At 56.8% G+C, this 20,966-nt stretch carries 28 protein-coding genes and 1 tRNA gene; 3 read left to right on the forward strand and 26 right to left on the reverse strand.

The window, feature by feature from the left end; genetic code table 11:
* Positions 1-417 carry a DUF6950 family protein gene (locus LB533_RS20300; RefSeq protein WP_411970902.1) on the reverse strand — a complete coding sequence of 139 codons (417 nt, stop codon included), beginning with the start codon at positions 415-417 and terminating at the stop codon, positions 1-3.
* A gap of 68 nt (positions 418-485) precedes the next feature.
* Between LB533_RS20300 and LB533_RS20305 the strand changes: the two genes are divergently transcribed.
* Positions 486-821, forward strand: coding sequence for a hypothetical protein (locus LB533_RS20305; RefSeq protein ID WP_224678074.1), 336 nt, complete (start codon positions 486-488; stop codon positions 819-821).
* Here the strand turns inward: LB533_RS20305 and LB533_RS20310 are convergent.
* Positions 785-985: a hypothetical protein gene (locus LB533_RS20310; RefSeq protein ID WP_224678075.1), complete on the reverse strand. Its 201-nt coding sequence runs from the start codon at positions 983-985 to the stop codon at positions 785-787. The two genes, LB533_RS20305 and LB533_RS20310, sit on opposite strands and share 37 nt — an antisense overlap.
* A 13-nt stretch (positions 986-998) precedes the next feature.
* Positions 999-1,565: a hypothetical protein gene (locus tag LB533_RS20315; RefSeq protein ID WP_224678076.1), complete on the reverse strand. Its 567-nt coding sequence runs from the start codon at positions 1,563-1,565 to the stop codon at positions 999-1,001.
* Positions 1,566-1,616: 51 nt separating this feature from the next.
* Between LB533_RS20315 and LB533_RS20320 the strand changes: the two genes are divergently transcribed.
* Positions 1,617-1,898, forward strand: coding sequence for a hypothetical protein (locus tag LB533_RS20320; protein WP_224678077.1), 282 nt, complete (start codon positions 1,617-1,619; stop codon positions 1,896-1,898).
* Positions 1,899-1,939: 41 nt separating this feature from the next.
* Here LB533_RS20320 and LB533_RS20325 read toward each other — a convergent pair whose 3' ends face one another.
* Entirely contained in the window at positions 1,940-2,551 is a 612-nt protein-coding gene (locus LB533_RS20325) for a hypothetical protein (protein ID WP_224678078.1), read from the reverse strand.
* 12 nt (positions 2,552-2,563) lie between these two features.
* Positions 2,564-5,203, reverse strand: coding sequence for a tape measure protein (locus tag LB533_RS20330; RefSeq protein ID WP_224678079.1), 2,640 nt, complete (start codon positions 5,201-5,203; stop codon positions 2,564-2,566).
* 11 nt (positions 5,204-5,214) lie between these two features.
* On the opposite strand from LB533_RS20330, the gene LB533_RS20335 reads away from it, so the two are divergent.
* Positions 5,215-5,583, forward strand: coding sequence for a hypothetical protein (locus LB533_RS20335; RefSeq protein WP_224678080.1), 369 nt, complete (start codon positions 5,215-5,217; stop codon positions 5,581-5,583).
* Positions 5,584-5,746: 163 nt separating this feature from the next.
* Here LB533_RS20335 and LB533_RS20340 read toward each other — a convergent pair whose 3' ends face one another.
* The 21 genes from LB533_RS20340 to dnaQ form a co-directional block, all read right to left on the reverse strand.
* Positions 5,747-6,136, reverse strand: a complete 390-nt coding sequence (locus LB533_RS20340; RefSeq protein WP_224678081.1) for a gene transfer agent family protein — start codon at positions 6,134-6,136, stop codon at positions 5,747-5,749.
* Positions 6,136-6,573 (reverse strand): phage tail tube protein, encoded by a 438-nt coding sequence (locus tag LB533_RS20345; protein ID WP_224678082.1) that lies wholly within the window; start codon positions 6,571-6,573, stop codon positions 6,136-6,138. The genes LB533_RS20340 and LB533_RS20345 overlap by 1 nt, the downstream gene beginning before the upstream one ends.
* Positions 6,574-6,643: 70 nt before the next feature.
* Positions 6,644-7,036: a DUF3168 domain-containing protein gene (locus tag LB533_RS20350; protein ID WP_224678083.1), complete on the reverse strand. Its 393-nt coding sequence runs from the start codon at positions 7,034-7,036 to the stop codon at positions 6,644-6,646.
* Positions 7,020-7,487, reverse strand: coding sequence for an HK97-gp10 family putative phage morphogenesis protein (locus LB533_RS20355; RefSeq protein WP_224678084.1), 468 nt, complete (start codon positions 7,485-7,487; stop codon positions 7,020-7,022). Before LB533_RS20355 ends, LB533_RS20350 begins: the two co-directional genes overlap by 17 nt.
* Positions 7,484-7,879, reverse strand: a complete 396-nt coding sequence (locus LB533_RS30195) for a head-tail adaptor protein (RefSeq protein ID WP_224678085.1) — start codon at positions 7,877-7,879, stop codon at positions 7,484-7,486. The genes LB533_RS20355 and LB533_RS30195 overlap by 4 nt, the downstream gene beginning before the upstream one ends.
* Before the next feature lie 169 nt (positions 7,880-8,048).
* On the reverse strand, positions 8,049-8,621 hold the full coding sequence (locus LB533_RS20365) for a class I SAM-dependent methyltransferase (protein WP_224678086.1): 573 nt from the start codon (positions 8,619-8,621) through the stop codon (positions 8,049-8,051).
* Entirely contained in the window at positions 8,608-9,534 is a 927-nt protein-coding gene (locus LB533_RS20370) for a hypothetical protein (protein WP_224678087.1), read from the reverse strand. The genes LB533_RS20365 and LB533_RS20370 overlap by 14 nt, the downstream gene beginning before the upstream one ends.
* On the reverse strand, positions 9,534-9,875 hold the full coding sequence (locus LB533_RS20375) for a head-tail connector protein (RefSeq protein WP_224678088.1): 342 nt from the start codon (positions 9,873-9,875) through the stop codon (positions 9,534-9,536). The genes LB533_RS20370 and LB533_RS20375 overlap by 1 nt, the downstream gene beginning before the upstream one ends.
* Positions 9,862-10,266 carry a hypothetical protein gene (locus LB533_RS20380; protein ID WP_224678089.1) on the reverse strand — a complete coding sequence of 135 codons (405 nt, stop codon included), beginning with the start codon at positions 10,264-10,266 and terminating at the stop codon, positions 9,862-9,864. The genes LB533_RS20375 and LB533_RS20380 overlap by 14 nt, the downstream gene beginning before the upstream one ends.
* Positions 10,267-10,385: 119 nt before the next feature.
* On the reverse strand, positions 10,386-10,706 hold the full coding sequence (locus tag LB533_RS20385) for a hypothetical protein (RefSeq protein WP_224678090.1): 321 nt from the start codon (positions 10,704-10,706) through the stop codon (positions 10,386-10,388).
* A 743-nt stretch (positions 10,707-11,449) separates the two neighbouring features.
* The gene (locus tag LB533_RS20390; RefSeq protein ID WP_224678091.1) at positions 11,450-12,670 is read right to left on the reverse strand and encodes a phage major capsid protein; all 1,221 of its coding nucleotides are present in this window, start codon (positions 12,668-12,670) and stop codon (positions 11,450-11,452) included.
* 12 nt (positions 12,671-12,682) lie between these two features.
* A complete protein-coding gene (locus tag LB533_RS20395; RefSeq protein WP_224678092.1) occupies positions 12,683-13,798 on the reverse strand; it encodes a S49 family peptidase in 1,116 nt (371 codons plus the stop codon).
* Between the two features lie 9 nt (positions 13,799-13,807).
* Positions 13,808-15,091: a phage portal protein gene (locus tag LB533_RS20400; RefSeq protein WP_224678093.1), complete on the reverse strand. Its 1,284-nt coding sequence runs from the start codon at positions 15,089-15,091 to the stop codon at positions 13,808-13,810.
* A gap of 25 nt (positions 15,092-15,116) precedes the next feature.
* On the reverse strand, positions 15,117-16,715 hold the full coding sequence (locus LB533_RS20405) for a terminase large subunit (RefSeq protein ID WP_224678094.1): 1,599 nt from the start codon (positions 16,713-16,715) through the stop codon (positions 15,117-15,119).
* Complete coding sequence (locus LB533_RS20410) at positions 16,696-17,127, reverse strand: hypothetical protein (protein ID WP_224678095.1); 432 nt, start codon at positions 17,125-17,127, stop codon at positions 16,696-16,698. Before LB533_RS20410 ends, LB533_RS20405 begins: the two co-directional genes overlap by 20 nt.
* A 445-nt stretch (positions 17,128-17,572) precedes the next feature.
* Complete coding sequence (locus LB533_RS20420; RefSeq protein ID WP_224678097.1) at positions 17,573-17,806, reverse strand: DUF2158 domain-containing protein; 234 nt, start codon at positions 17,804-17,806, stop codon at positions 17,573-17,575.
* 23 nt (positions 17,807-17,829) lie between these two features.
* Positions 17,830-17,905 (reverse strand) — tRNA-Thr (locus tag LB533_RS20425).
* Between the two features lie 311 nt (positions 17,906-18,216).
* Entirely contained in the window at positions 18,217-18,942 is a 726-nt protein-coding gene (locus LB533_RS20430; protein WP_224678098.1) for a hypothetical protein, read from the reverse strand.
* A complete protein-coding gene (locus LB533_RS30200; protein ID WP_411970903.1) occupies positions 18,939-19,502 on the reverse strand; it encodes a GIY-YIG nuclease family protein in 564 nt (187 codons plus the stop codon). Before LB533_RS30200 ends, LB533_RS20430 begins: the two co-directional genes overlap by 4 nt.
* A complete protein-coding gene (locus LB533_RS20440) occupies positions 19,429-19,926 on the reverse strand; it encodes a VRR-NUC domain-containing protein (protein WP_224678100.1) in 498 nt (165 codons plus the stop codon). The genes LB533_RS30200 and LB533_RS20440 overlap by 74 nt, the downstream gene beginning before the upstream one ends.
* A complete protein-coding gene (dnaQ, locus tag LB533_RS20445) occupies positions 19,923-20,588 on the reverse strand; it encodes a DNA polymerase III subunit epsilon (protein ID WP_224678101.1) in 666 nt (221 codons plus the stop codon). Before dnaQ ends, LB533_RS20440 begins: the two co-directional genes overlap by 4 nt.
* Positions 20,589-20,966: the final 378 nt, after the last annotated feature.

The raw sequence follows: 20,966 nt of genomic DNA on the forward strand, positions 1-20,966 counted from the left end.
CTAGCCCACCTTGAATGCTGACTTAATCTCTGTTTGTGGGACGAAGGACAGCCCGCGCTCTCCCTTCACGGCAAAGCCGCGGTCGCAGACAAAGCCGCACGACAAGGCGCCGTTGCGCTCCACAACGCCGACATCGCCGCGCTGCGCCCTAAGCGTTGCAACGGGCGGGAATAAGCTCGCCAGCGCCTGCTCGACGTCGGCAAAGCCGCGCTTGCGCAGTATCCGTGCGGCGCCTATCTCTGTTTTGTATGTGCCGCGGATGTCTTCGGCAGGATCGATGCCGGTGATGGTCGCAACGGCATCCATGACGGTAAGCAGACAATCCGACACGCCCCACTCGCCAGGCGTTCTGCTGTGCTGGTTGACCACGCGCGCAAGGCGACGGTCCCAGTCGGGCAACCGGGTTAAGGTAAGCATAGCGATGTCCTGGTTGACCCTCAGCCGGTACTCATGTTGAGTGGCGGCGGATTAAAAGGGAGGGATTTATGATCGACTCAAAACCGCTATCGAACGGAGGCATCCGTATCGAGCTCGGCGGCAAGCATGAAGATATACCTGCTCATATCGCAAGTGCCTTCATGTCTCGTATGCTGGCTCAGATGCAGCAACAGGCCGCGAAGAGCGGCGACGACAAGCATGAAGGCGGTGCAATCCTTTATCCCAATGCGGTCGCAGTTGAGATTGACCGCGAGACTGGAGAGCCAAGACTACGTCTTGCTTTCGGGAAGGCTCTTTTTATCTTAGCCTTGCCGAAAGGCGGCATGGCTGAAAATAGCAGATGCCATTACCCTCCACGCGGGGGGGAAACCCGGATAACGTAGGACGCGAACTCTTCTTTCCTCGGATCGAAGATGGGCTGATCGATGTCCTTCAGATGAATCCGGACGTCGTCCGCCACAACCGCATCAGCAAAAAAACTGATTGAGGCGTTTTCTGCACCGTTGACAAGAAGCGTAGCACCACTGCGCATCGTATTGAATGTCATGGTTCGTCTCTCCTCAGTCGAACTTGATGTCGAAGCTCTCGTGCTTCACCTTGCTGGCGTACTGGAAAAACATATCGCCGGCAGAGACCAACTGCTGGTCCTCATGGCTGGCCGTACGGTAGCCGTCGCGGTGGTTGGCGATGGCGCCGGAGCGCACATTGGCAATCAGTTTCGTCTCGCCACCTTCGCGCGAGTGGTCGATCGTATCGATGAAGCCGTAAGCGCCAGGCTCCGCATGCAGGAACGAGTGATCGTCCGGATCGAAATAGAAGTCATAGACAGTTGTCGGCGCGTCCTTGTAGCCTTCGTTTTCGATAAGCAGAAGCTTATCGGGCGTTAAGCCGGAATCACGCTTTGCAATGAGTTCGACCGTGAATGTCGACGCGGCCGTGCCCAAGCCATAGACAGGCTCAGACACGGTAATAAGCGCGTTGGGCCAGTATACCAGCCCGGCGACAGTGATGTCGCCTTTACCGTTCCAAAAGCCATAGGTGCCGGTCGTACAAACGATCTTGATACCAGAGCGGACGACGGCAATGCCATCGTCCAGCACGTCTTGCAGGCGTGTTGGGAAGGTCATGGACTTCTCCGTGTGATGGGTTAGCCTGCTCCCACATCCGGAGGGACCAAGTTGGAATATTCAGACAAAGACAGGGCCGATGACGTAGCCGGCAACCTGGCGCTGCTTGAGTTATTGAGGATCGTGATCGGAGAAATTTGCTTCTCTACTGACCCTGCCGAGTTTCGGCGGCGCGCCAGAGCCTTCGAAGAGGCCGCCGTTCGCTCGCTTTCAGGCAGAACCCACTTTGAGAAAGCCAATCAGGCGACAGAGACGTACATAAAAGAGGCTGCGTGCGCTCAAGTTACCAAAATCATGGCGTCCATCCGTCACCCTCAGGATGCCGGCGGTTAATGTCCCAAGGTTCGCGTCGATGGCGGAAAGCATGCGGCCCCTCACTTCGGAATCTCCACCAAAGTGAAGCTAGCGGTGGGAATCAGTTCGTCCGTGATTTCAAACGAACCCGGCATCACGCGCATGTTGGCAATCGGATTCTTGAACCGGATAACCGCACCCGCCGTGATGTACGCAGGAACGGTCGGCTCAACCGTAACCGTGATGCTGTTGCCAGATGCAACGCCGCCAGTCTGTATGCGGAACAACGCATTGTACTCGCCAGTCGTGGCCGAGATCAGGTCGCCTGCGCCGAGAGTGAGGCCATTGTCGACGCTGTTGATTACCAGGCTGTTGCCTGTAATCGAAACCAGATTGCCGTTGTTCGCCAGTGCTGAGTTGTCGGCATCACCCCAGTAGGCCCGTGGTATGCACATGTGCTTCGGCGTGTAGAGCACCGTTTGCAGGCCGCCCCTACAGGCATCCTTGAACGCCTCGACCAAGAGGCGGTCCGAAGCGCGTAGCGGCACGGTTCGCATGGCGATCGTCCAGTACGCATCCGCATACTCGACAAAGGCCATAGCGCGCGTGCCGGAGCGCGAGACCGAAACAGAATCCACAAGCTGCGGATACGATGCCTGAAAGTTGACGGCGGGAAGGTCAATGGTAGCCACGTCGCACCTCCATCACACCATCCCGCGTGTCTTGGCTTCCCGCAGCGCCTTGACGACGCGCGGAGTGAAGTCCTTGTCGAACTTTTTGAGCGCTTCAGTCACTTGCTGGCCGGTATCGTTGCCGCCGCCCTGCATCTGGATGACGGGCGCAAAGGTCACGCTTGGCGCGAAGTTCTGATTGGCTGGAGCCTGAATACGCGGCATCGACGGAGCGGCAATTGAGCCTCCGCGGCGCAGAGCCTCGACAGCAGCTACGCCACCATTGCGGCTCACATCGTCCTGACTGAACACCACCTCGCCCTTGTGGACGAGACCAGCGACCTTTTTCTTGCCTCCCGGCCCAGTGTAACCACCGTCCGCATACAGGCCGCCAGTGCCGCCAGGAGCTGCCGGGAACGAACCCGACCCACCACCAAAGATCGAACTGAAGATGCTGCCTATGCCGCCCGCACCACCGCCCGCCGAGTTGGCCTGCAATATTGCATCGACTAGATCGTTCTCGATCTTGTCGATGATCTTGTCCAAGGCGTTTTCGGCGATCGTGGCAAAGTCCTGCCAATCGAGCTTTCCGTCATCAAGTGCCGACCGCAGATCGTCAAACGCACCTTTGAGCGCGTCGCGCTGCAGGTCTTGAATTTCCTGCGCCTTGCGCAGTTCGTCAGCCTGGCGCGCGTAGGCGTCGGACACTTGATCGATCGCCTTGACTTGCGTTGGCGACAACTGCGCATTTTGCCAGTCCGCATCGCCCTTCTTGCGGGCTTCCTCGCGAACTTGCTTCAGGGCTTCCTGCTCGAGATCGAGGCTGACTTTGCGCTTTTGTTGCTCGTAGAAACTCAATCCAAGGGTGGCTTGCTCCTCTTTCAAGGCGGCCGTCCGGTCTTTTATAGACTGAATGTCCTCGGCAAACCGATCATCTGCGGTCTTTTTGGGTGCGTGGTGCTTTCCGGTTGCGGGTGTGTTTCCGACGCCACCGCCGAAGCCGGCATTGCTTGGCTTTGCTCCCGCATCGGGCGAAAGGTCTGCGTCCTTCTGGAGAGCTATCCTGGCAGCGTGTATCTCGTTTGCCTTAGCAACAATAGCGTCCGTTGCCGCCGTCACACCGCCAGCGATGGCGCTTCCTACATCGCCTACATAGTCTTTTGCCTCGCGAGACCAAGCGTCATCAAAGGCGCGTCCCGCAGCCGTTCCGGCGCCTGCGTAATTGTTTTTAATTTCGCCAAGATCGACGTCGCCGATTCCCTTAATGGGGCCGATGCCAGCGAATCCGCTAAGGCCATTAATAGCATCAACCGCGCTGTTTACGGCGTGAATAACCTTGTTGATGCCGGCCTCCACGCCGGCAATCATGGCATTCATAGTGGTTACGACTGCATCTCCAACGGCTGCGGGTACCAGTGCAAACGTTGCTTTGATGGCGTCAGCCATACGGACGAAGGTGTCAACGATGGCGTTTACACCTGACTTGACGGTCGCGATGACGCCATCAATCGAAGTTCCGACGCCAGCCAGAGCGCCATTTATGCCGTCTACGATGGCATTGAACGCACCAACAACGGCTTCCTTTGCATCATTGGATCCGATCTTCAGGATATCCCACAGCGCTGTTGCGTAGTCGCCCACAGACGCAAGGCTTCCCTCAAGTGGAACAACGTTGTCCCACAACTCGGTGACTGCATATGCAGCGCTGCCTATCGCCACGGCGAGCAAGACGAAAGGATTTGCAAGAGCACCAACAGTCGCGAGTAAAGCGCCGCGCCCGAACGTTGCGGCGAGCACCACTCCCGCTGCCGCAGCAGCGTTAGCAACCGATTCTATGTTGCCCGCGAGAGCGCCAAGAATCGTGTTCAACGCCACCGTCAGCCCTGACGTCTGCGCCAACGTCCCGATATATTCGGTCAGGTTGTTTTTTACTTTAAGGAAGCCGTCCGCAATGGTTGCATTCGTAACGGCAAACTGTTTTTGAATACTCGGGAGCGCCTCAAGGATTGCCTTAAAAACTCGGTCGGATGTCAACTTGCCAGCAGCACCTAGAGCCTTAAGGCCAGCAACGCTCACTTTGTACTCGTTGGCAATGGCCTTGGCTATAATCGGAGCATTCTCACGCAGCGATCTCAGTTCGTCGCCCTGCAAGACTCCGGATCCAAGGGCCTGCCCAAGCTGAAGAATGCCAGCAGCCTGCTCCCCCGCAGACGCCCCACCAGCCTTAAAAGCCTTGGATACGCCATTGGTGACGTCGGCAATTTCCTGCTCTGATTTGGCGACCCCTGAAGCCGACCGTATTAGCTTGGCGTAAAGGTCTGTGTAATCCGCAAGGGATGTGCGCGCGTCATTTGCCCCCTTTACTAACTCTGACAGAGATCGTGTCTGCACCCCATTGGAGGACGCGGCGGCTCTAATTTTGTTGCCCGCTTCGGTCCATGCGTCTGCGTATTGCGTGATTTCACGAATGCCAAGTCCGCCTCCTACAAGGGCAGTAGTACCCCGCAGCGCAGTCGCAAACGACGAGGATATGTTCTTGTTCATATCCTTGAAACGATTTTCGATATTTCTCGTCTGCGTATTCGTAATACCCATAGCTTTATTCAAAGCACTCTGGTATTTGGTGACGTCAGCGGATAGCTGAACGACTAGCCGCTCGATGTCGGTTGCCATGGGTGCTCGCTATGAAACGGATTTTGCTTATTGCCGCGCTGCTACTGCCGACTACGGCACTTGCGTCAGACCCATCTATTGCGGCCAAGGCCATGGTAGATGCTGACATGACGGCCATCGTGGCCCACCGGCTATGCGGGCGCGCAATAGGCCTGCCAGCACTATACGACACATATCAGACGATCATGCTCAACGACCTGTTGGCGGGCGGTAAGTCCCGCAGCGACGCCGTCTTGATTGTGGATCAAGTGAGGACAGATGCCGAGAGGCGGAAGGACTACATTGGCGACTATGACACATGCCGCCAAATTACTTCGAAAGCATCTCATGACGCAGATGTTGCGCGCGCCCTGTTCAAAAAAGCCGCAGGCCTAGACTAGGCCCTCAACCAATCCCAAAGTTCATCGACTTCTTTTGCGCTAAGCGCGTTGTCGTCAGACGAGTTGGCTTTGATGAAGCCATCAACCGCCGACAGATACTGCCACACAGACATCTCGTTTATCTGCTGTGGTGTAAAGCTCATCACGGCGCCAGTTCCATAGATCAGTCCAAGGCGGAGTTTTCCATTGGGGAGGTCGTCAAGTTTTTCGACGCCTCCCCTGACGTTTCCCCCACTCCTTCCTCCGGCGCGCCGTGAAGCGCGGCAGAAAGAATGCCATGCGCATACAAGACGCTTTCCATTGGAGGCCTGTCCTCCACATATGTGCGCACCAACTTTAGTGCCTTGATGGGCTCAAGACCGCCACCTATTAAACCAAGCCGAATGACGTTGCTGACGTCTTCTACGCGCCACTGGCCGGTCTGAAGCCGACCCAGTACGACATATGGACCGGCATCGCATTTCTCTTGCAACTCCGACAACTGACCCCATGCAAGGCGGAAGGCATATGTGCCGTCCGCCCAATCCATTTCAACGCGCGCGTCGCGAGCCATTAGACAGACGTCCGGACCATTTCGCCATCGGACTGCATGCTGATGGTGATGGTTGCGCGCTCGCCATTGTTGGCGCCAATCTCGAGCGACTCAACGTGCATCTTGCCGGTATACGTGTAAGTGGTGGCCGGGAATTCAATTTCCACCTTGGCGCTCACCGAGTCGATACTTTCGCCGGCATCAAGCCAAGCCTCAATCGACTCGGACGCAAGAACGCCCTGGCCGCTAATAGACATCGATAGTGAGGCTGCGTCACGGCCGAGCCAAGAAACCTTGTCGGGGTCGATGCAGTCCGGAATCACGACGTCGTTGAGTGCCTTGGTAAGCGTGAGTCCACGCTGGGTCATTCCGCACGGTGCCGTAAACACCTCTGGAGAAGCCGAATCACCCAAAAGAATGCGGATTTTCCCGCCTTTGATCGTGGAAGCCTGTGCCATTGTGGCCCTTTCAATATGAAAAAAGGCCGCACATGGCGGCCGGTTGGTTGTGCGTTTTGGTGGTGGTTGCTTACTGTTCTTCCACGTATCCGGTGAACCGGATGGATGCGTGCATGGACGTTCCATCAACCAGATAGTCGGTGCGCCAGTGCTCTAGTGAAACGAGCGCTGTATCCATAAGTGTGAAATCGGCCCGCATAGCGGCGCGTATCGCGTGCGCGATAGCGCGCATCTCAGACTGTGCCGGCTGTGTCGACCAGGCATCAATCTGGATGAACACCTCGCCGCCTACGACGCAATCCGTGTATTCTTCCTGATAGCTGGTTGGGCCGATGCTTATGTATGGCTCAACAGCCGAGGCAGGAGGAACGTCGTACACCTTCTGGCCTACTAGCGCCGTCACGCCCGCGTCGGCACGCAGGCGCGCTATAATAGCGCCCTGCAAGTCAAGAACTGGATCCACTTGCGGCCACCTGCTTTGCTGACTTGTTAATGGCGCGGGTGATGCGGGACTTGGTGCGCTTGCGAAGCGCCCGGAAGCTCACGAAGAAGAAAGGATGCGCAGGCACTGCCGGTATCTGCGCGCCTGCAAATCTGCCGCCTGCAATATGGGCCTTGGTGCCGAACTCAACCCAGCGGGCATAGTAGGCGTCCGCATTGCCGGCATAGATCGTGATAATAAGCTTGCCGTCAACGGACGTCACCGTTCCAAGGCTAAGCGCACCCTTCGGAGCCTTACCCCACGTCCACGCAATGCTGTCTTTGAGGTCGCCACTATCGACTGGAACCAAGGACTTCATAAGCGCGATAATTTCGTCGGCGCCCTGCGCCATGGCCGCCTTGATAGCCGTTTCGGCCGCCTTCGGTAGCGCCTTGAGCTTCGCGTTTAATTTGGCCAAGCCAAGAATCGTCACGAGGCATCACCCTCAACGATAAGCATCTCCACCCACTGCGAATTTTCCAGAGGGTCGACTATGGTCTTGATATTGAAAACGCGGGGAGTAGCGCCGTTGGCGTCTTGCGCGCGTCTAGTATCCACGACTCGCCAATCAGTGAGAACGGCGCGAATTGCGGCGCAATTCCTCACGATGAGATTGTACGGTTGCTTGGCGGATAGCCGGGCTGCGCCAACGTCTTCCACATTCAGGAGAGAGCCGAATAGAGGCTGTAGCCGTGCCGAACACGTGTACTGGTCCTCCCACGCTCCCGCGCCTGGAGTGGTATTGCCATATGGGTCGGTCAAGTCGCCCCTCTTGGCGAACGTCACCTTGGCGTTGAGAGAGCCTGCCCCACTTCGCTTGGCCATTCGGTAGGCTCCTCAGTCTTGTTGGCTTTCCGCAGCCTTACAGCCGCGCCGGCAAGCACTGCTAGCGTCGCGCACCGCTGCGTGACGTTGCATTCCATGCCGGCCTTGTAGGCGATGGTGAAACCCGGTTGGCGGTAATCATAGTCGGCGGTGAAGCGAACCCACACGGCTAAACCCTCATGAACGCCAGCCACGTGCCCTCTACGTGGCTTATGGGGCGACCCGCATCATAGTACTCCTCCAGCACGTCTTTGACGTCGACGCTGCCAAGGTGGTGATAATCATGCCATGCGATAATCCCACCGGGCCGCACAAGCGACACGGCAAGGGCGGTGTCATTGACGACGCCCGCCTCACCATGATCGCCATCGATAAAGGCGAAGTCGCACTTGGGCAGGTCTTGTGCCGCTAAGTCATGCGAGCCGTGGCGCGCGACGAGCAACCGGAAGCGCGGGTCGTCAAGCGCGAAGTGCGCCGGCTGTGCGGGCACTTCTCTGCGCTGCACCTTCTTGTCCGTGACGTAGCCATGCGGCACGTCTATGCCAACATAACGCTCGATGCCGTCGACGTTCTGCAGAATGGCCTTTGCCGTCCGCCCTTCGTTGACGCCGAACTCAATGACGACGCGCGGCTTGGCCAATCTGGCCAGCGCTACTACCGCTTCAAGTTCGCCAGCGTTCATGAACCTGGTATTCAGGCCAGTCTTGTCGATCGGCTGGACGCCAATCTTATCTTGCGTCACTGCTGGTATTTTCAGCGACAAAGGATTGTAGAAGTTTGGTTGCGGCGCCAATGTCTATTCCCTTCTCGCAATCATGCTTGTGACTAAAACAGGAACACGGCTTGATTGGATCGATGCCAAGATATGGCGAATAACGTGCGCCGCCCAAGAAGGACGACGAGTCTTCGTAGCCGCCGAAAACACACGCGACTGGCGTGCTTACCGCTTGCGCCAAGATGACGGCAAAGCCGGGCGATGCGTAAACCATGGCGGAAAGCGAAAACAGCGCCGCAAGCGTCTCAAAATCAAGTTCGCCCGCATGGCACTCGACGTCGGCTTTGACCGGATGGCCAACCATCCACTCCTTGCCAGGTGCTAGGTCAGCCACAGACACCACGAAGAACCTATCGCGTATCGATGCGAACAACCCTGCATATGCGTCATGGTCTGGATTGCGGTTCTTGCAGCCACCCCATTCCGTGCGCTCAACGAGCGGCCGATAAATCATGATCGGCTTCGTCGGTTGCCAAAGGTCAATCAACCGTTCAGCTTTTACTCGCCACTCTGCAGGTATTGGCAGGCGGAAGTCAGCCGTGCCGTAGTCAACATCGGCGGTCCTACACATAGCCGCCAGGACCGACCCGCATTCGCGCACCAAGTCGGGTGAGTATGAAATCTGCATCTGTCTTGCGACAGGAACGCTACCGCGCCAAAAGAGTCCCCGCTCGCGATCGGCGTTCTTGGCTTGCGTGCGCAACGATGTGCGCTTGTGCAGAACCTTTAGCCCATCCGCAATCAGGTCATGATATGGCGCAACCCATGAACTCTCGAGATATACGTCGAAGCGCTTCATCAGTTGCCGGACGACCGCCCGCTGATGCAGGTTGTCGCCGAGGCCAAACATACCACGAATGAATAGCGGCCGCCTTTCCATTAGCAGCCCTCAGAGAGAACGCGCCACACGCGATAGGGCGCAAGCAAAGCCCTGACTGCCTTGGGCAGTACGGCGTCGCCGGTCGCGTCCGTATCCGCTTCACGGTTTTCGTAAAGGTCGCCAAGCAAAAGCAGAATGGCCGCCGTCACAGCAGGCGTAATTTCCATCGCCGTTCCGTCGTCACCGGTTGGCGCTGTGCCGTCGCTCGCGTAGACCAGACGATCAAGATACTCTGTGATGATGGTTTCCGCTGCGCTGAGGTAGAGCGTCACCGTGTCATCGTCATCAGAAAAATCAATGCGAAGATGCTTTTTTGCCAGTTCAATATCAACAAGCGACATGTGGCTGCTCCTCTACAGCCGCAAGGGCTTCGGCAAATGTCATTTTTGGATAAGCAGTCAGCGCGCTAATCGTGCTAGCGTTCAGAACGCGAACGCCCATGCGCCTAAGCGGCTCGGCCTGCGCGTCAATCACGCCACGCCAGCGCGCTAAAGATGTGCGCGTTGGATTGCGCAGGTTGCCGTCATGCTTGCCGTGCCAGTGGATCCCGTCACGGTCATGCATGTCAAAACCGACAAGAATAATGTTTCGGCAGCCGAACTGCACAGCCAAGTTCATGGCCTGGAAACCGGAATTACCGCCTGACCCTATCGTGCCGAATTTGTGCACAAGGATTTCGTCGCGGTTGCTGTCTATTTTTACCGGCCTGATGCCCCACTTGCCGTCCCGCACATCGCCGCCAATCCTCAATCCGGCGAAGTCAGTTCGACCGCGGTTATACGCCCACCAGTCATAGTCACATGCGTAAAGAACGTCGGCCCAAGGTGCGAGCCGATAGCCGTTGTTTACGGCTATGACTTTGTGCCTGCCGCGCGCTTCCTGTAAGTCCGCTTCTGCTGCGCTTGGTCCGCCTGCAACGATGATGCAGGTTGCTCCAAGCCATCGCGGAAACCAGTCAGGGGAGCCGTAAAAGGGTCGGCACGCTCATCCTTGTTATCATTGGAGGCAAGGAATGCAATTGGCGCCGCTACCGATTCCTCCGGCTCCGGAAGATGAACCGCATAGCCCATGCCGATGAGTTCGCGCGCCTTGAGGTCTTCTTCCTCGTAGATCGTCCCCTTCCTCGTGGTAGTGCTGCCGTCAAGAAGGGTCTTCAGGGCTTGGATTCTCATATGCACCTCAAATTAAGAAGAGGCGCTTGTCCTTCTTCCGTCTATTTGCCGTTCGCCAAATCGGCCTAAGATTTGTCAATGCCCAGCATGCCTTGAACTCTGGGCATTCAGTTGTCTGGAATTCAAAGGATGCAACCGGTACAATGTGGTCTACCTCCCACTTGTCTCGATTGTCCCATGCCATCTCATGAAGGAATTGCTTTTCTAAATGGCTCTTTAGTTCAAGGTAAGTATACCCTACCAAGGACTCCCATGTCCTAAACGCCTTTTTCCCATTCCCCAAACATGAGTTAATGCCGCGTCTAATTCTAGCGACCAAATCGAACTTCTCATCCGATTTTCGTCGTTCTCTCTTCCATCGGTTGACGCGATCGTCACGACATGGCTCGCAATATTTCATCGAGCTAATTTCTAGAGCGAATCTGGACCCGCAGTTGTTACAAACCTGGATTGACCCTATGGCCTTCACGCCGCGGACTCTTGCTTTTTTCTCCGCGCGCTCACGGTCTTGCGCTCGCTCTCTGGCGCGCGCGCATTCGTCACAATATATTTTCTTCGAAGAACGGCTAAGAAACTCGCATCCGCATGTTTTGCAGTTGCGCTGGCGAAATATCGCCTTACGCTTTATGGTAGCCACAATCGAACCCCAAATGTTCGGTCTGGTTAGAACCCCGCAAGGATTCCAGTCCCTGCGGGGTTCGCACTACCTAGTATATAGGCATCTTCGTGGCTATTTCCAAGTCTTACGCAGCGGTAGTAATGGTGTCGATGTCGCCTGCGACCATGGCCTCGGGGCGATAGACCGCCAGCGCAAGGCGCTCTTCGATGCGCAGGGTCATCATGTTCTTCTCGAAGTCGTCCGAATTCTCGGTCGACAGAAGAACCTCAACACCCATGCGGTCGAAGATCTGCGCAGCGAGGTTGAACGCACCGGTCAAGAACTCGCCGGCAGCCATCGCCTGCGTCTGAACAACCGGCAGGCTCCAAAGCGTCGGACCAATCGGAGACAGAGCGCTGCCGACGATATAGCGGCCCTCATTATCCTTGGTCAGTTCGATGCGCGCCCAGTCGGTCGGATTCAGCACGACGCCGCTCGCCGGATACTCGGCCAGGACAACCTGCAGAATGGCCAAGCGCAGACGGTCGATCGGAGTTTCATCCGAGGCATTAAACGCAGGCGCAAATGCCGTCGCCTGCGGCAGAATGCCGTTAAGGTTCTGGCCGGTGCCGTTGCCGTTGAGAAGCTGGGTCTCCTCAACATACTTCAGCCCATACGTGCCGCGCGCATTGATGTAGCTGGCCAGGGCCGGTGCATCATCCATAATCTGGCGCGAAGCCTTGAAGATGTGCGCAATCGTGCGGACGGGCGTGGTCAGCAGGTTGAAGGTCAGGTCAGACTTCGGCTTCGTGGTACCCTCAGTCACAGGGCGGGCGCTGTTGGTGAAGCCCGTTTCCTTGACGTACTCGACCGAGCTAGAAGTTGTCTGGCCGGGCGCAATCAGGTCGCGGATCGTCAGCATACGGTTCGGAGGAGCGACAATGCCCGGAACGCGAGCGCCGGGGACCAGCGAGGTACCGGCAGAGCGGCCGGCGCCAACCGTGGTGTTGCCAGACGTGATGTCAGCGCGCTCGACGCCAACACGGATCGCACCGCGCCAACCGCCAGTTTTGTCGGTAGCCTTGAACTGCTCCGAATTGATAAGATGGTCGCCAAGGTCCATAGCGGCGGACTCGACAACATCCTTCTCGCGTGCGGCGCGCTTCTCGAGTTCGCCAACGCGGGTTGTAGCCTCGCCAAGTTCGGTCAGGGCCTTATCGACCTTTGCCTTCAGTTCGTCCGAAACGGCACCAGTTGCCTTGAGTTTTTCGGTGAAATCAGCACCGAGATTGCCAACCTGTTCTTTGATGGAGGCAAGCGAAGTACCAAGCTCGCCGATCTTATCGGCAAGTGCATTATCAGCCATCTAATGGCTCCTTTATTTTGCTAGGGGGAATGTGCGCGCGGTCGCCAAAACCCGATCCAGCGCAGCTAGTGTGTCCGCATCGACATCAGGTTCCCCCTGATCCTTCTTGAGGTAGAGCCGAGCGGCCCGCTCTGCCTCAGAGTTTGACAGGCCCATCAGTCCCCTGATGCCATGCTCAAACTCACGTTCTGTAATCTGTTCGCCCGCCGACATCTTGGCAGCCAGCACACGCGCGGCTTCAGCGCGAGCCTGATTGGCGGCCTTCACACGGCGCACATATGACGGCTGCGTGTCTGCGCCAAAACGCTCCAGCGTCTCATCCAGCGTCGCAATTCGGTCGACCATGCCACGGTCCATAAGGGCTGACGCGTAAAATACGCGGCCGCCGCCATAGCCGTCTTCGACTTTGCCGACCGTAGTGCCGCGCCCCTCAGCGACGGCAGCCAGAAAGCGGCCATAGGAATGGTTTACGCCATCCTGAATGTGCGCCAGCGCATCCTTGCCAAGCGGCTCCGTTTCGTTGCCCTCAACCTTATGCGGACCTGCTGAAATATACGTGCGCTTAATGCCACGCTTCTCCAGCGCGGCCGAAACGTCATCATGCGCGGTGTAAACACCGATCGAACCTGCGCGGCCCGAAGGAGTCACCACGATCTCGTCAGCGCTCGAGGCAATCCAGTAAGCCGCACTTGCCGCCAGGCTATTGACCTGCGCGATTATCGGCTTGTCGCCGCCTCTCAGCTTGCGAATCTCGGTCGCAAGCTCCTCAGTGCCGGGGACAGAGCCGCCTGGACTGTCAATGTCCAGCACAACCGCCTTGACATCCTCATTAGACAGCGCGCCGTACAGTTGGCGTTTGATGCCTGCGTAACTCGTGCCGCCCGACATTGCGGAAAAGGCGTCCATTTTGTTAGCCAGGACGCCATAAACCGGAATAACGGCCACCTTGCCGTCAGTTTCGGCGATTTCCTTGGCTCGCGCATCAGAAACAGCCGCGGCAAACTCCGTCGAAAACAGCTTTTCGCCTTCGGCGCGGGCAACGAGAATGTCGGCCAAAACGCCCAATTTCTCGCGCTGAATAGCCCATGGATCCGCCATGAAGGCGTCCAATAGATGCTCAAATCGCATTAGTTTTCCCTATGCAGCGCGTTTCAACGGCGTTTCGGCCGGTTTTGGCTGTTCATTTTTGTTTGCAGCGCCGGCTATCGGCGCCTCGCCGAGTTTATCCAGCGGCGTCATCGTGCCGTTGACGATTGAGCGGTCGCCACCCTTGGTGGGCGCCTTGTTTTCGTAGGCGCGGGCCTCATCGACGTGATAAATGCCGGCACCAACCATCTTGGACAGGAACTCAGCCCGCGCCTGGCTATCGCCGCGAAGGAGTCCCTCCATGTTGAACTTTACAACAGTATTTTTCCGCGTGGCCGGCGTCAACAAATCGCGATAAATCGCAGATTCAATGCTCTTAACCAGCGGACCAAGACACGTCTTTACAAACTGCAGTATCAATTGCTCGATACCGCTGCCCCAAGTGGTTGTTCCGTTGGCCGCATGGCCAATCATTACCGGTGGAACGCCAAAGATGCGGCAAATCTGCTCAACGCTGTACTGCCTGGCCTCGAGAAGTTGCGCGTCTTTGGGGTTGATGCTCATCGCGTGAGGCGTCAAGCCGGCCTCTAGAACGGCAACGCCGCCTGCGTTCTCCGAACCGACAACGCCGTTAAGCGTCGCGCTTATCTGTTTTCTCTGTTCTGGCTTAAGAACCTGATCCGACATCAGGAATGTCGTGGAAATCAGACCGCCCTTGTACAACTTGGCCGCCGACTTCTCACCGGCAAGCGCATTGCCGATGATGTTACGTTCCATGCCAATCGGGGAAATGCCGCGGTCACAGCCGGGAAGCACGGCGCCGCGAACGTGCAGCATCCTATCTTCCGGAATCTTGCGCCTGCCGCCCTTCTTACCATTGGCAGTCATGCGCTCCGTCACTTCATAGTAACGGTTATTCCGCTCGTCGCGACATACGTCAACACTAAGCGGGTGCAATGGAACCAAGCCGGTAAGCCTAGTGCCGGACATCTTCTTTTCAGCAAAGAAGTTGCCATCGAGGCAAAGACACAGCGCAGCCATCGACCAAAAGTCGCTTGCGGTGTCGTCAAGGTTTGGCAGGTCGTGCAGCAACTCGTAAAGCGGATTATCGCTATCGATTGTAACGCCGTCATCCTTGTAAACCATGCACGGCAACGCGATGACCGCGTTGCGTATCAGGTTCACGCTAGCCCAAACGGCGTCAAGCTGCATGGCGGTGTCGAACGTAACCGTCTCACCGCTGGTAGTCCCTAACCCAAAAAACCCGCGCCAGAACGGCGCGCTATCGGCATTAAGGTCAATGGGGCGACTTAGCCACCCGTTCCACCACGCCATGGCTTCTCCTTCACCACGCCCGGCGCTACCAGGTCACTGTGATCATGTTGTTTACGAAGTCGTCCAGGTTTGTTTCGTCAGGCAAGTGTTGCTCTGCAACTGCAAGCGCCATGACAAGGCTCACCATTCCGTCAATGCGACCGCGGCTGCCAACCTTTGTTAGCTTCCTATTGCCGGCGTCGTCTTTCTTGACGACCGCATTACCGGCGCACATGGTAAGAACCTTGTGGTCGCCATGACGAATGCGGTTATTCAGCAGCAGGGTCTCAGTCGTCTGCAGTGCTGGCGACATCGACACGAAGCCCTGCCCGAACTCGACGAACTTGGCCTCTATCTCCTCGTCATCGAAGCCCTTCTTCACCAACCACGGGCGGAGGTGCTTGAAGTACGATCTGTCAAAGGCAATTTGCCTGACATCGTAATCGTCACACACTTCCCGGAGATACTCAGCGACGAATTCGTACTCGATACTCTTCGACCCGGCCACTGCGTCCAAAAGGCCGTCGCGCGCCCATACGTCGTATTCGACGCGATCAAGGCGAGCCTTGATGTCAAGCCCAACGCCGGGCAGCCAGAAGTGCGGACGAACATCCCAAACAACGGTAGACGCGCCAGTTTCTGGGTCTGTAACTGTATCCGGCGCGACGAGCACAAGGGCCGTTAAGTCTGTCGTTTCCGAAAGATCCAGGCCGCCGTAAACCGGCCGTCCCTTGAAATCTCTGTTCGGCTCCGCAGCGTTTTCCATCCACACCTTGCGGGATACGAATGGATTGCTTGTTTCAACGCGCCGATTCAGGACAAGGTTTTCGAACTCAGCAGCGCGGGCCGGCATATTCCTGGCATCCTCCATCATGCCCAAGACTTCCTCTTGGTTCATGAATAGATCGAATGCAGGGTTTGCCGCGCGAATTGCTTCCTCGGTAAACGGATCCATATCCTCTGGTGCAGTCTGAAACCGCAGCACGGTACGAGGGTCGCGGGCCTTTGCTGCGTCATCGATCAATATCGATAGCAAATCGTTTTCGGTTGGCGCCTGCGTGGATATGATAATAGAAAGCGGTTCGGATTGAGCGGCAGTAGCCGTCTCAAGGGCGTCGTACAGCGAAGAGCGCGGCCCCTTTACCTGGCCAAGCTCGTCATGCACCGTAAGCGATGGTGAAAGGCCATAAGCCGTCGACGCATCAGCGGAAAGCGCCCGATATACAGTGCCAAGGCCCGGACAGACGATGCGCTTGCCGCTGTCCTTTGGGAAAGCGTGCTCCTTAAGGACGGGAGACATACGGATCATCTTGGCAGCAAGCTCAAACAGAATCGCCGCCTGCTCTCGCGACTGGGCCGCGCTATACAACTGCGCATTCCGCTTGGCTTCCGGGCCGCACAAATGAAGCAGCAGTATCATTGCCGATTCGGTCGTCTTCGCATTCTTACGTCCGCGGCTGATGATGGCTCGGCGCGTTCCGTTTGGGTTGTCATAGATGGCGCGCAGGTCGTCCTTCATAAACTCCGCCAACTTTAGCGGCTGCCCTACGAACCTGCCCTCCGGTATGCGAATATGCTTCTCAAGCCAGCGGATGTTTCGCTCTGATCGCCAGTTGGCTGTGCGGCTAATCGTCTTCTTCGCCATCTTCTTCCCATGGCGCAATGATTTGCCCCGGCTTTCGAGCCTGCTCGGCCCTTACGGTTGCTTGCTGCGTAATACGCATGCGCGTGGCGAGCGACGATATCGCTCTGCCTTCCCGCTCCTGCATCTTCAGAAGTTTGTCGTAAGCGTCGACGTCGAACGCCTTGGCCTTCTCGGTCTTTGCTATAAGCTGCGAGATACGGCGCGCTGCCACGACATGGCGGCAGTACTGGATAAGAAGGGCTTGTGTCTCCCTCGGAAACCAATCCGCAGGCATGCGCTCGACAACGGCGCACCACTCGTCCGACTGCTCTGGTGATAGTTCGTTTGGCGGCTGAGGGCGCTTTACAACCTCTACGGAAGAGGCTATTGTAATTTCCGTGCTTGCCGCCGACTTTCGTCCGCGCACAGCCATAATTTCCTCACTGCCAGAAAAGTTTTTTATACAGGTTTAGCGTTTCTCTTGGCCACGCCGGTCCCTGGCTGGCAAGGTTGAGACTTTTTGACCTCCCCCTAGTCGCCATTGCGCCAGACGGGCCAGCCTGAAGCATCGACACCTAGCTCGTGCGAGCCAATCTCCTCACGCTGCTTGTCGCGTGAGTGGCACGCAGTACAAAGGGGCTGAAGCTCACCATGCCAGAACAGAACGGGGTCGCCTCGATGCGGCACCACATGGTCCGCAGTGTCTGCGATCGTTACCTCCTCGCGCGACAAGCACATGACGCACAACGGCTGCTCTGCGAACAGCGCTTGTCGACGTCGCTCCCATCTGGCTAGCTTGTACCATGCATGGTGTGCGGGCTTAGATGCCGACGTCATCACAACATGCGAACACCGTACCGCCATCACCAAGCGTGCAGCTAATCATCCTCACCATCCCAATGCACCAACGCTTCCTCGGGGTAGGCGTCGATGTTCATGCCCTTATGGTCGTCGTACCATGCCACCTCAACGCAACCATGCTCGCATACCGAAAGCACGGTCATAAGCGGGCTGCCCGTAAGTAGGGTGACGATGTCACCAACAAAGAAGATGTCATCAGGGTCAGGGATTGGCGTGGCGTTAAACCAAGGGCTGTCAACGTGTGCGTTCATAGTGTTCTCCTCTTGAGTTGAAATGGAGCCGGCAGTCGGAATTGAACCAACGACCATCGCTTTACAAAAGCACCGCTCTACCTGCTGAGCTATGCCGGCATTTGAATTGGCTATCCACCTTGGGACCGCTTAAGCGGCGCTGGCCAGACCTTCGCCAAACTGAATTGAAGGCGGCGGGGAGGCTCTCGCTTTATCCAGCGAACCTCAACCCGCCGCAGTAACGCCACAAGTCGCCGAGAGGAGGCGGCGCCAGGTAGCGATGGGATTGAGGACCGTCGCGCGGACACATGCGAGCCTATAGCGTACCGCCAGCCGTACCGTTGCCTCAAACTGTTGGATGTTCAAACCACTATGTGGTTTGCCTTCCTATACATTATGGTAGTTTGAGGAGTTTGGTGCGCACCAACCGGCTAGACGGCCATATCCTTGTATCCGACGTGTCCGAACAGTCCACTTACCGCCATCAGACCCATGTGTACGATTGCACGGCCAGCAGCCATGGCTCCACCGCGATTCGCTACACCTGCTGCGTTGCCAACTTCCTGCAATGTGGCGCAATCGACAATCGCCATTTCGAACGGCTCTAGGATAGAACCAACGGCGGCCTGTAAGCGCGGAAGCATTTCCCTGGCGTCTATCGTATCATTGATAGCTCTGTCCCCTGTCCACGGACGAGGGACTGGCGCGGCATTCTTCTTGCTTTCCGAATTGGTCGGCGTCGAACGTGTTGGCGCAACATCTGCTGGCGCCGACTTGATCCTAATCTCTCCACCATACTTGATCTCGCCGGTTTTGCCGTCGACCCAACTTTGGCGCACAACCTGCATATCCGGCGCTGGCTGGCCTTTAATGCCTATAAGAACCTCGCCTTTGGCCATGTCATATATCTTACGATATGCCAATGCATATTTCAGTAGATCGGTATTCCCTTCGGCAAGCAGCGCCTTGCCTACTGGCCAATTAACGGCGTTGTCGTTATCTGCCGCTCCGTCCCAATCCTTGCCTATTGAGGCGCGAGCCGCCAAGCGGCGCTTCTGTGCGTGCACCTCTGCGCGTTCGTGGTCTCCATATGTCATACGCGCCGACAGCGAGGATCCATCACCTGCAACAGTGCGGGTAATTTGTTTGTCGTTCATGCCATTCCCTCGTCGCACGGTGTTAGCGCGCAGTATCTAACGGATGTGTGTTCGGAAGCTTGGACAATCGCATCGTGGGCGACATGCGGAGGGCACTCGAACCATTCACCTGTCAATCGTCGCCAATTCTTCGTTGCGATTATAGCGTGCGACTTTGCCTCAATTTCCTCTGCTATCTTTGAGTTGTCGAACCAAAAAACTCTATGAATATGAAGTACGTCAGGGTTGCCGGTTTGCAGTTCAGTCAATCGCCTAGCTGGACTGTCAGCTTTACCTACCTTAACGCATGATGGTGATATCGTGCCGACAACGTACACCGCCGATGACTCTGGTAAATGTTCCTTTGATTCATGCGCCAGCGCATACAGATAGTCCAGCTTTGCACGACTCCATGTCGACACATTGCCTTCGCCTAAGACCACTCTGCCGAGCATCCATTGTCCCCACATATTGCGTGTAGTTCGTGTCTCGTAGCTATATGTATTGTTAAGCGGCGATCTTTTCCAGTCCAGCCGCAAGCCAATCCCGCACAAGGCTAACGGCCCTGTTGGCCGCTTCATCTGGCGCAACCGCCCTAAGCACCACAACCCTATGCCCGATCGCTGCCAGTGCCGGATGTCGCTTCTCCTGGCTGTCCGTCAGCGGCGAATTGCCCACCTTATTCTCGATAAGCAGCAGGCGCCCACCTTCACCGTAGATTCTAAGATCCGGCTCGCCGGCCGCCATGCCTGTCTTGAGCGCCTTAGTGCGCGCCTTGTGGCCACGCCGCTCTGCGTTCATGTCGCCAGCGAAGAGAAACCGTTTGCCGTACTCAGGCATCTTGCGCAGCCGAGCCACCATGGCCGCCTGCATGTCTTCCTCGAGCATCGGCGCCGCTTTGGTGGTTACTTTGCCGTTTTGCGTGATGAGCCGCACACGAGCGCCATTGATGCGTACAGTCTGGCTGGTGGTCTTGGCTTTGGTTTTTGCTTTGGTGCAGGTCATATGCGTCTCTCCCTGATTACTTCCATCATTGCGGCGTGCGCCGCTAGTTCGGCGGCGGTTAGCCTGGCGGGTAGTGGCTGGCGGGTTGGCAGGACTATGTCCGTGCCTGTTCGCTCCACAGCCACCAATTCCAACGCCGACTGCCGCCCGATAATTTCGACGTACACCTCGGCCAGCAATTGCGCGTCGACCAATGCGCCGTGCTTTGTGCGGACCGCCGTGGATATGCCGTAGCGCCGGCAGAGGCTATCTAGCGAACACGGTGCGCCAGGATACTTGGTGCGAGCAAGGGCCAGCGTGTCGACCACTGTGGCTGCCAAGGCTGGCATACCGCAGCGCTGAAGCTCGGCGTTGAGCATGCCAACGTCAAAGCTGGCGTTGTGCGCTACCAGCGGGCTATCCTTTAGGAAGTCCACAAGGCTGGCCGCTACCTCACTAAAAGAGGAGCAACCCGCCAACATGGCATCGGTCGGCCCATGAACCGCAGTCGCGTCGGCTGGCATCGGCACACCGGGATTGATGTAGGCATGGAACGTCCGGCCGGTAGGGCGAAGGTCGATAAGCTCAACCGCGCCAATCTCGGCAACCCGGTCCATGCGGATATCAACGCCTGTGGTTTCGGTGTCGATGACGATTTGGCGGGTGGTTTCGGAGCGGGACATTTTCTATTCTTTTCTTCAGGGACAAACTATCGGGACAAAACCCCTTTCTAAAGAAAGGGGGGTTTTTGTCCCTAGTGGTGTTCGGTGTATAAATAATCGGGACAAAATCGGGACAAGCGGGACAAGACTAGGTTAAGTTATTGAAAACTATTGTCTTTTTCTGTCCCGATTTTGTCCCGCTTTGTCCCAAATCGTTTGTATACAAACGGGACAAAAGCCGGGACAAAGCCATTTTCCGTTGTCCCGTTTGTCCCTGCGTGTAGCGCATAGCTTGATTTTGTCCCGATTTTGTCCCGGCTTGTCTTTTTCGGCACTTAAGTTATTGATTTTATTTGGGGACAAAATCGGGACAAACCGGGACAAGGGCAAAAGGCGGCG

This window comes from Mesorhizobium sp. BR1-1-13 (assembly GCF_020165515.1).
GTDB lineage: Bacteria > Pseudomonadota > Alphaproteobacteria > Rhizobiales > Rhizobiaceae > Mesorhizobium.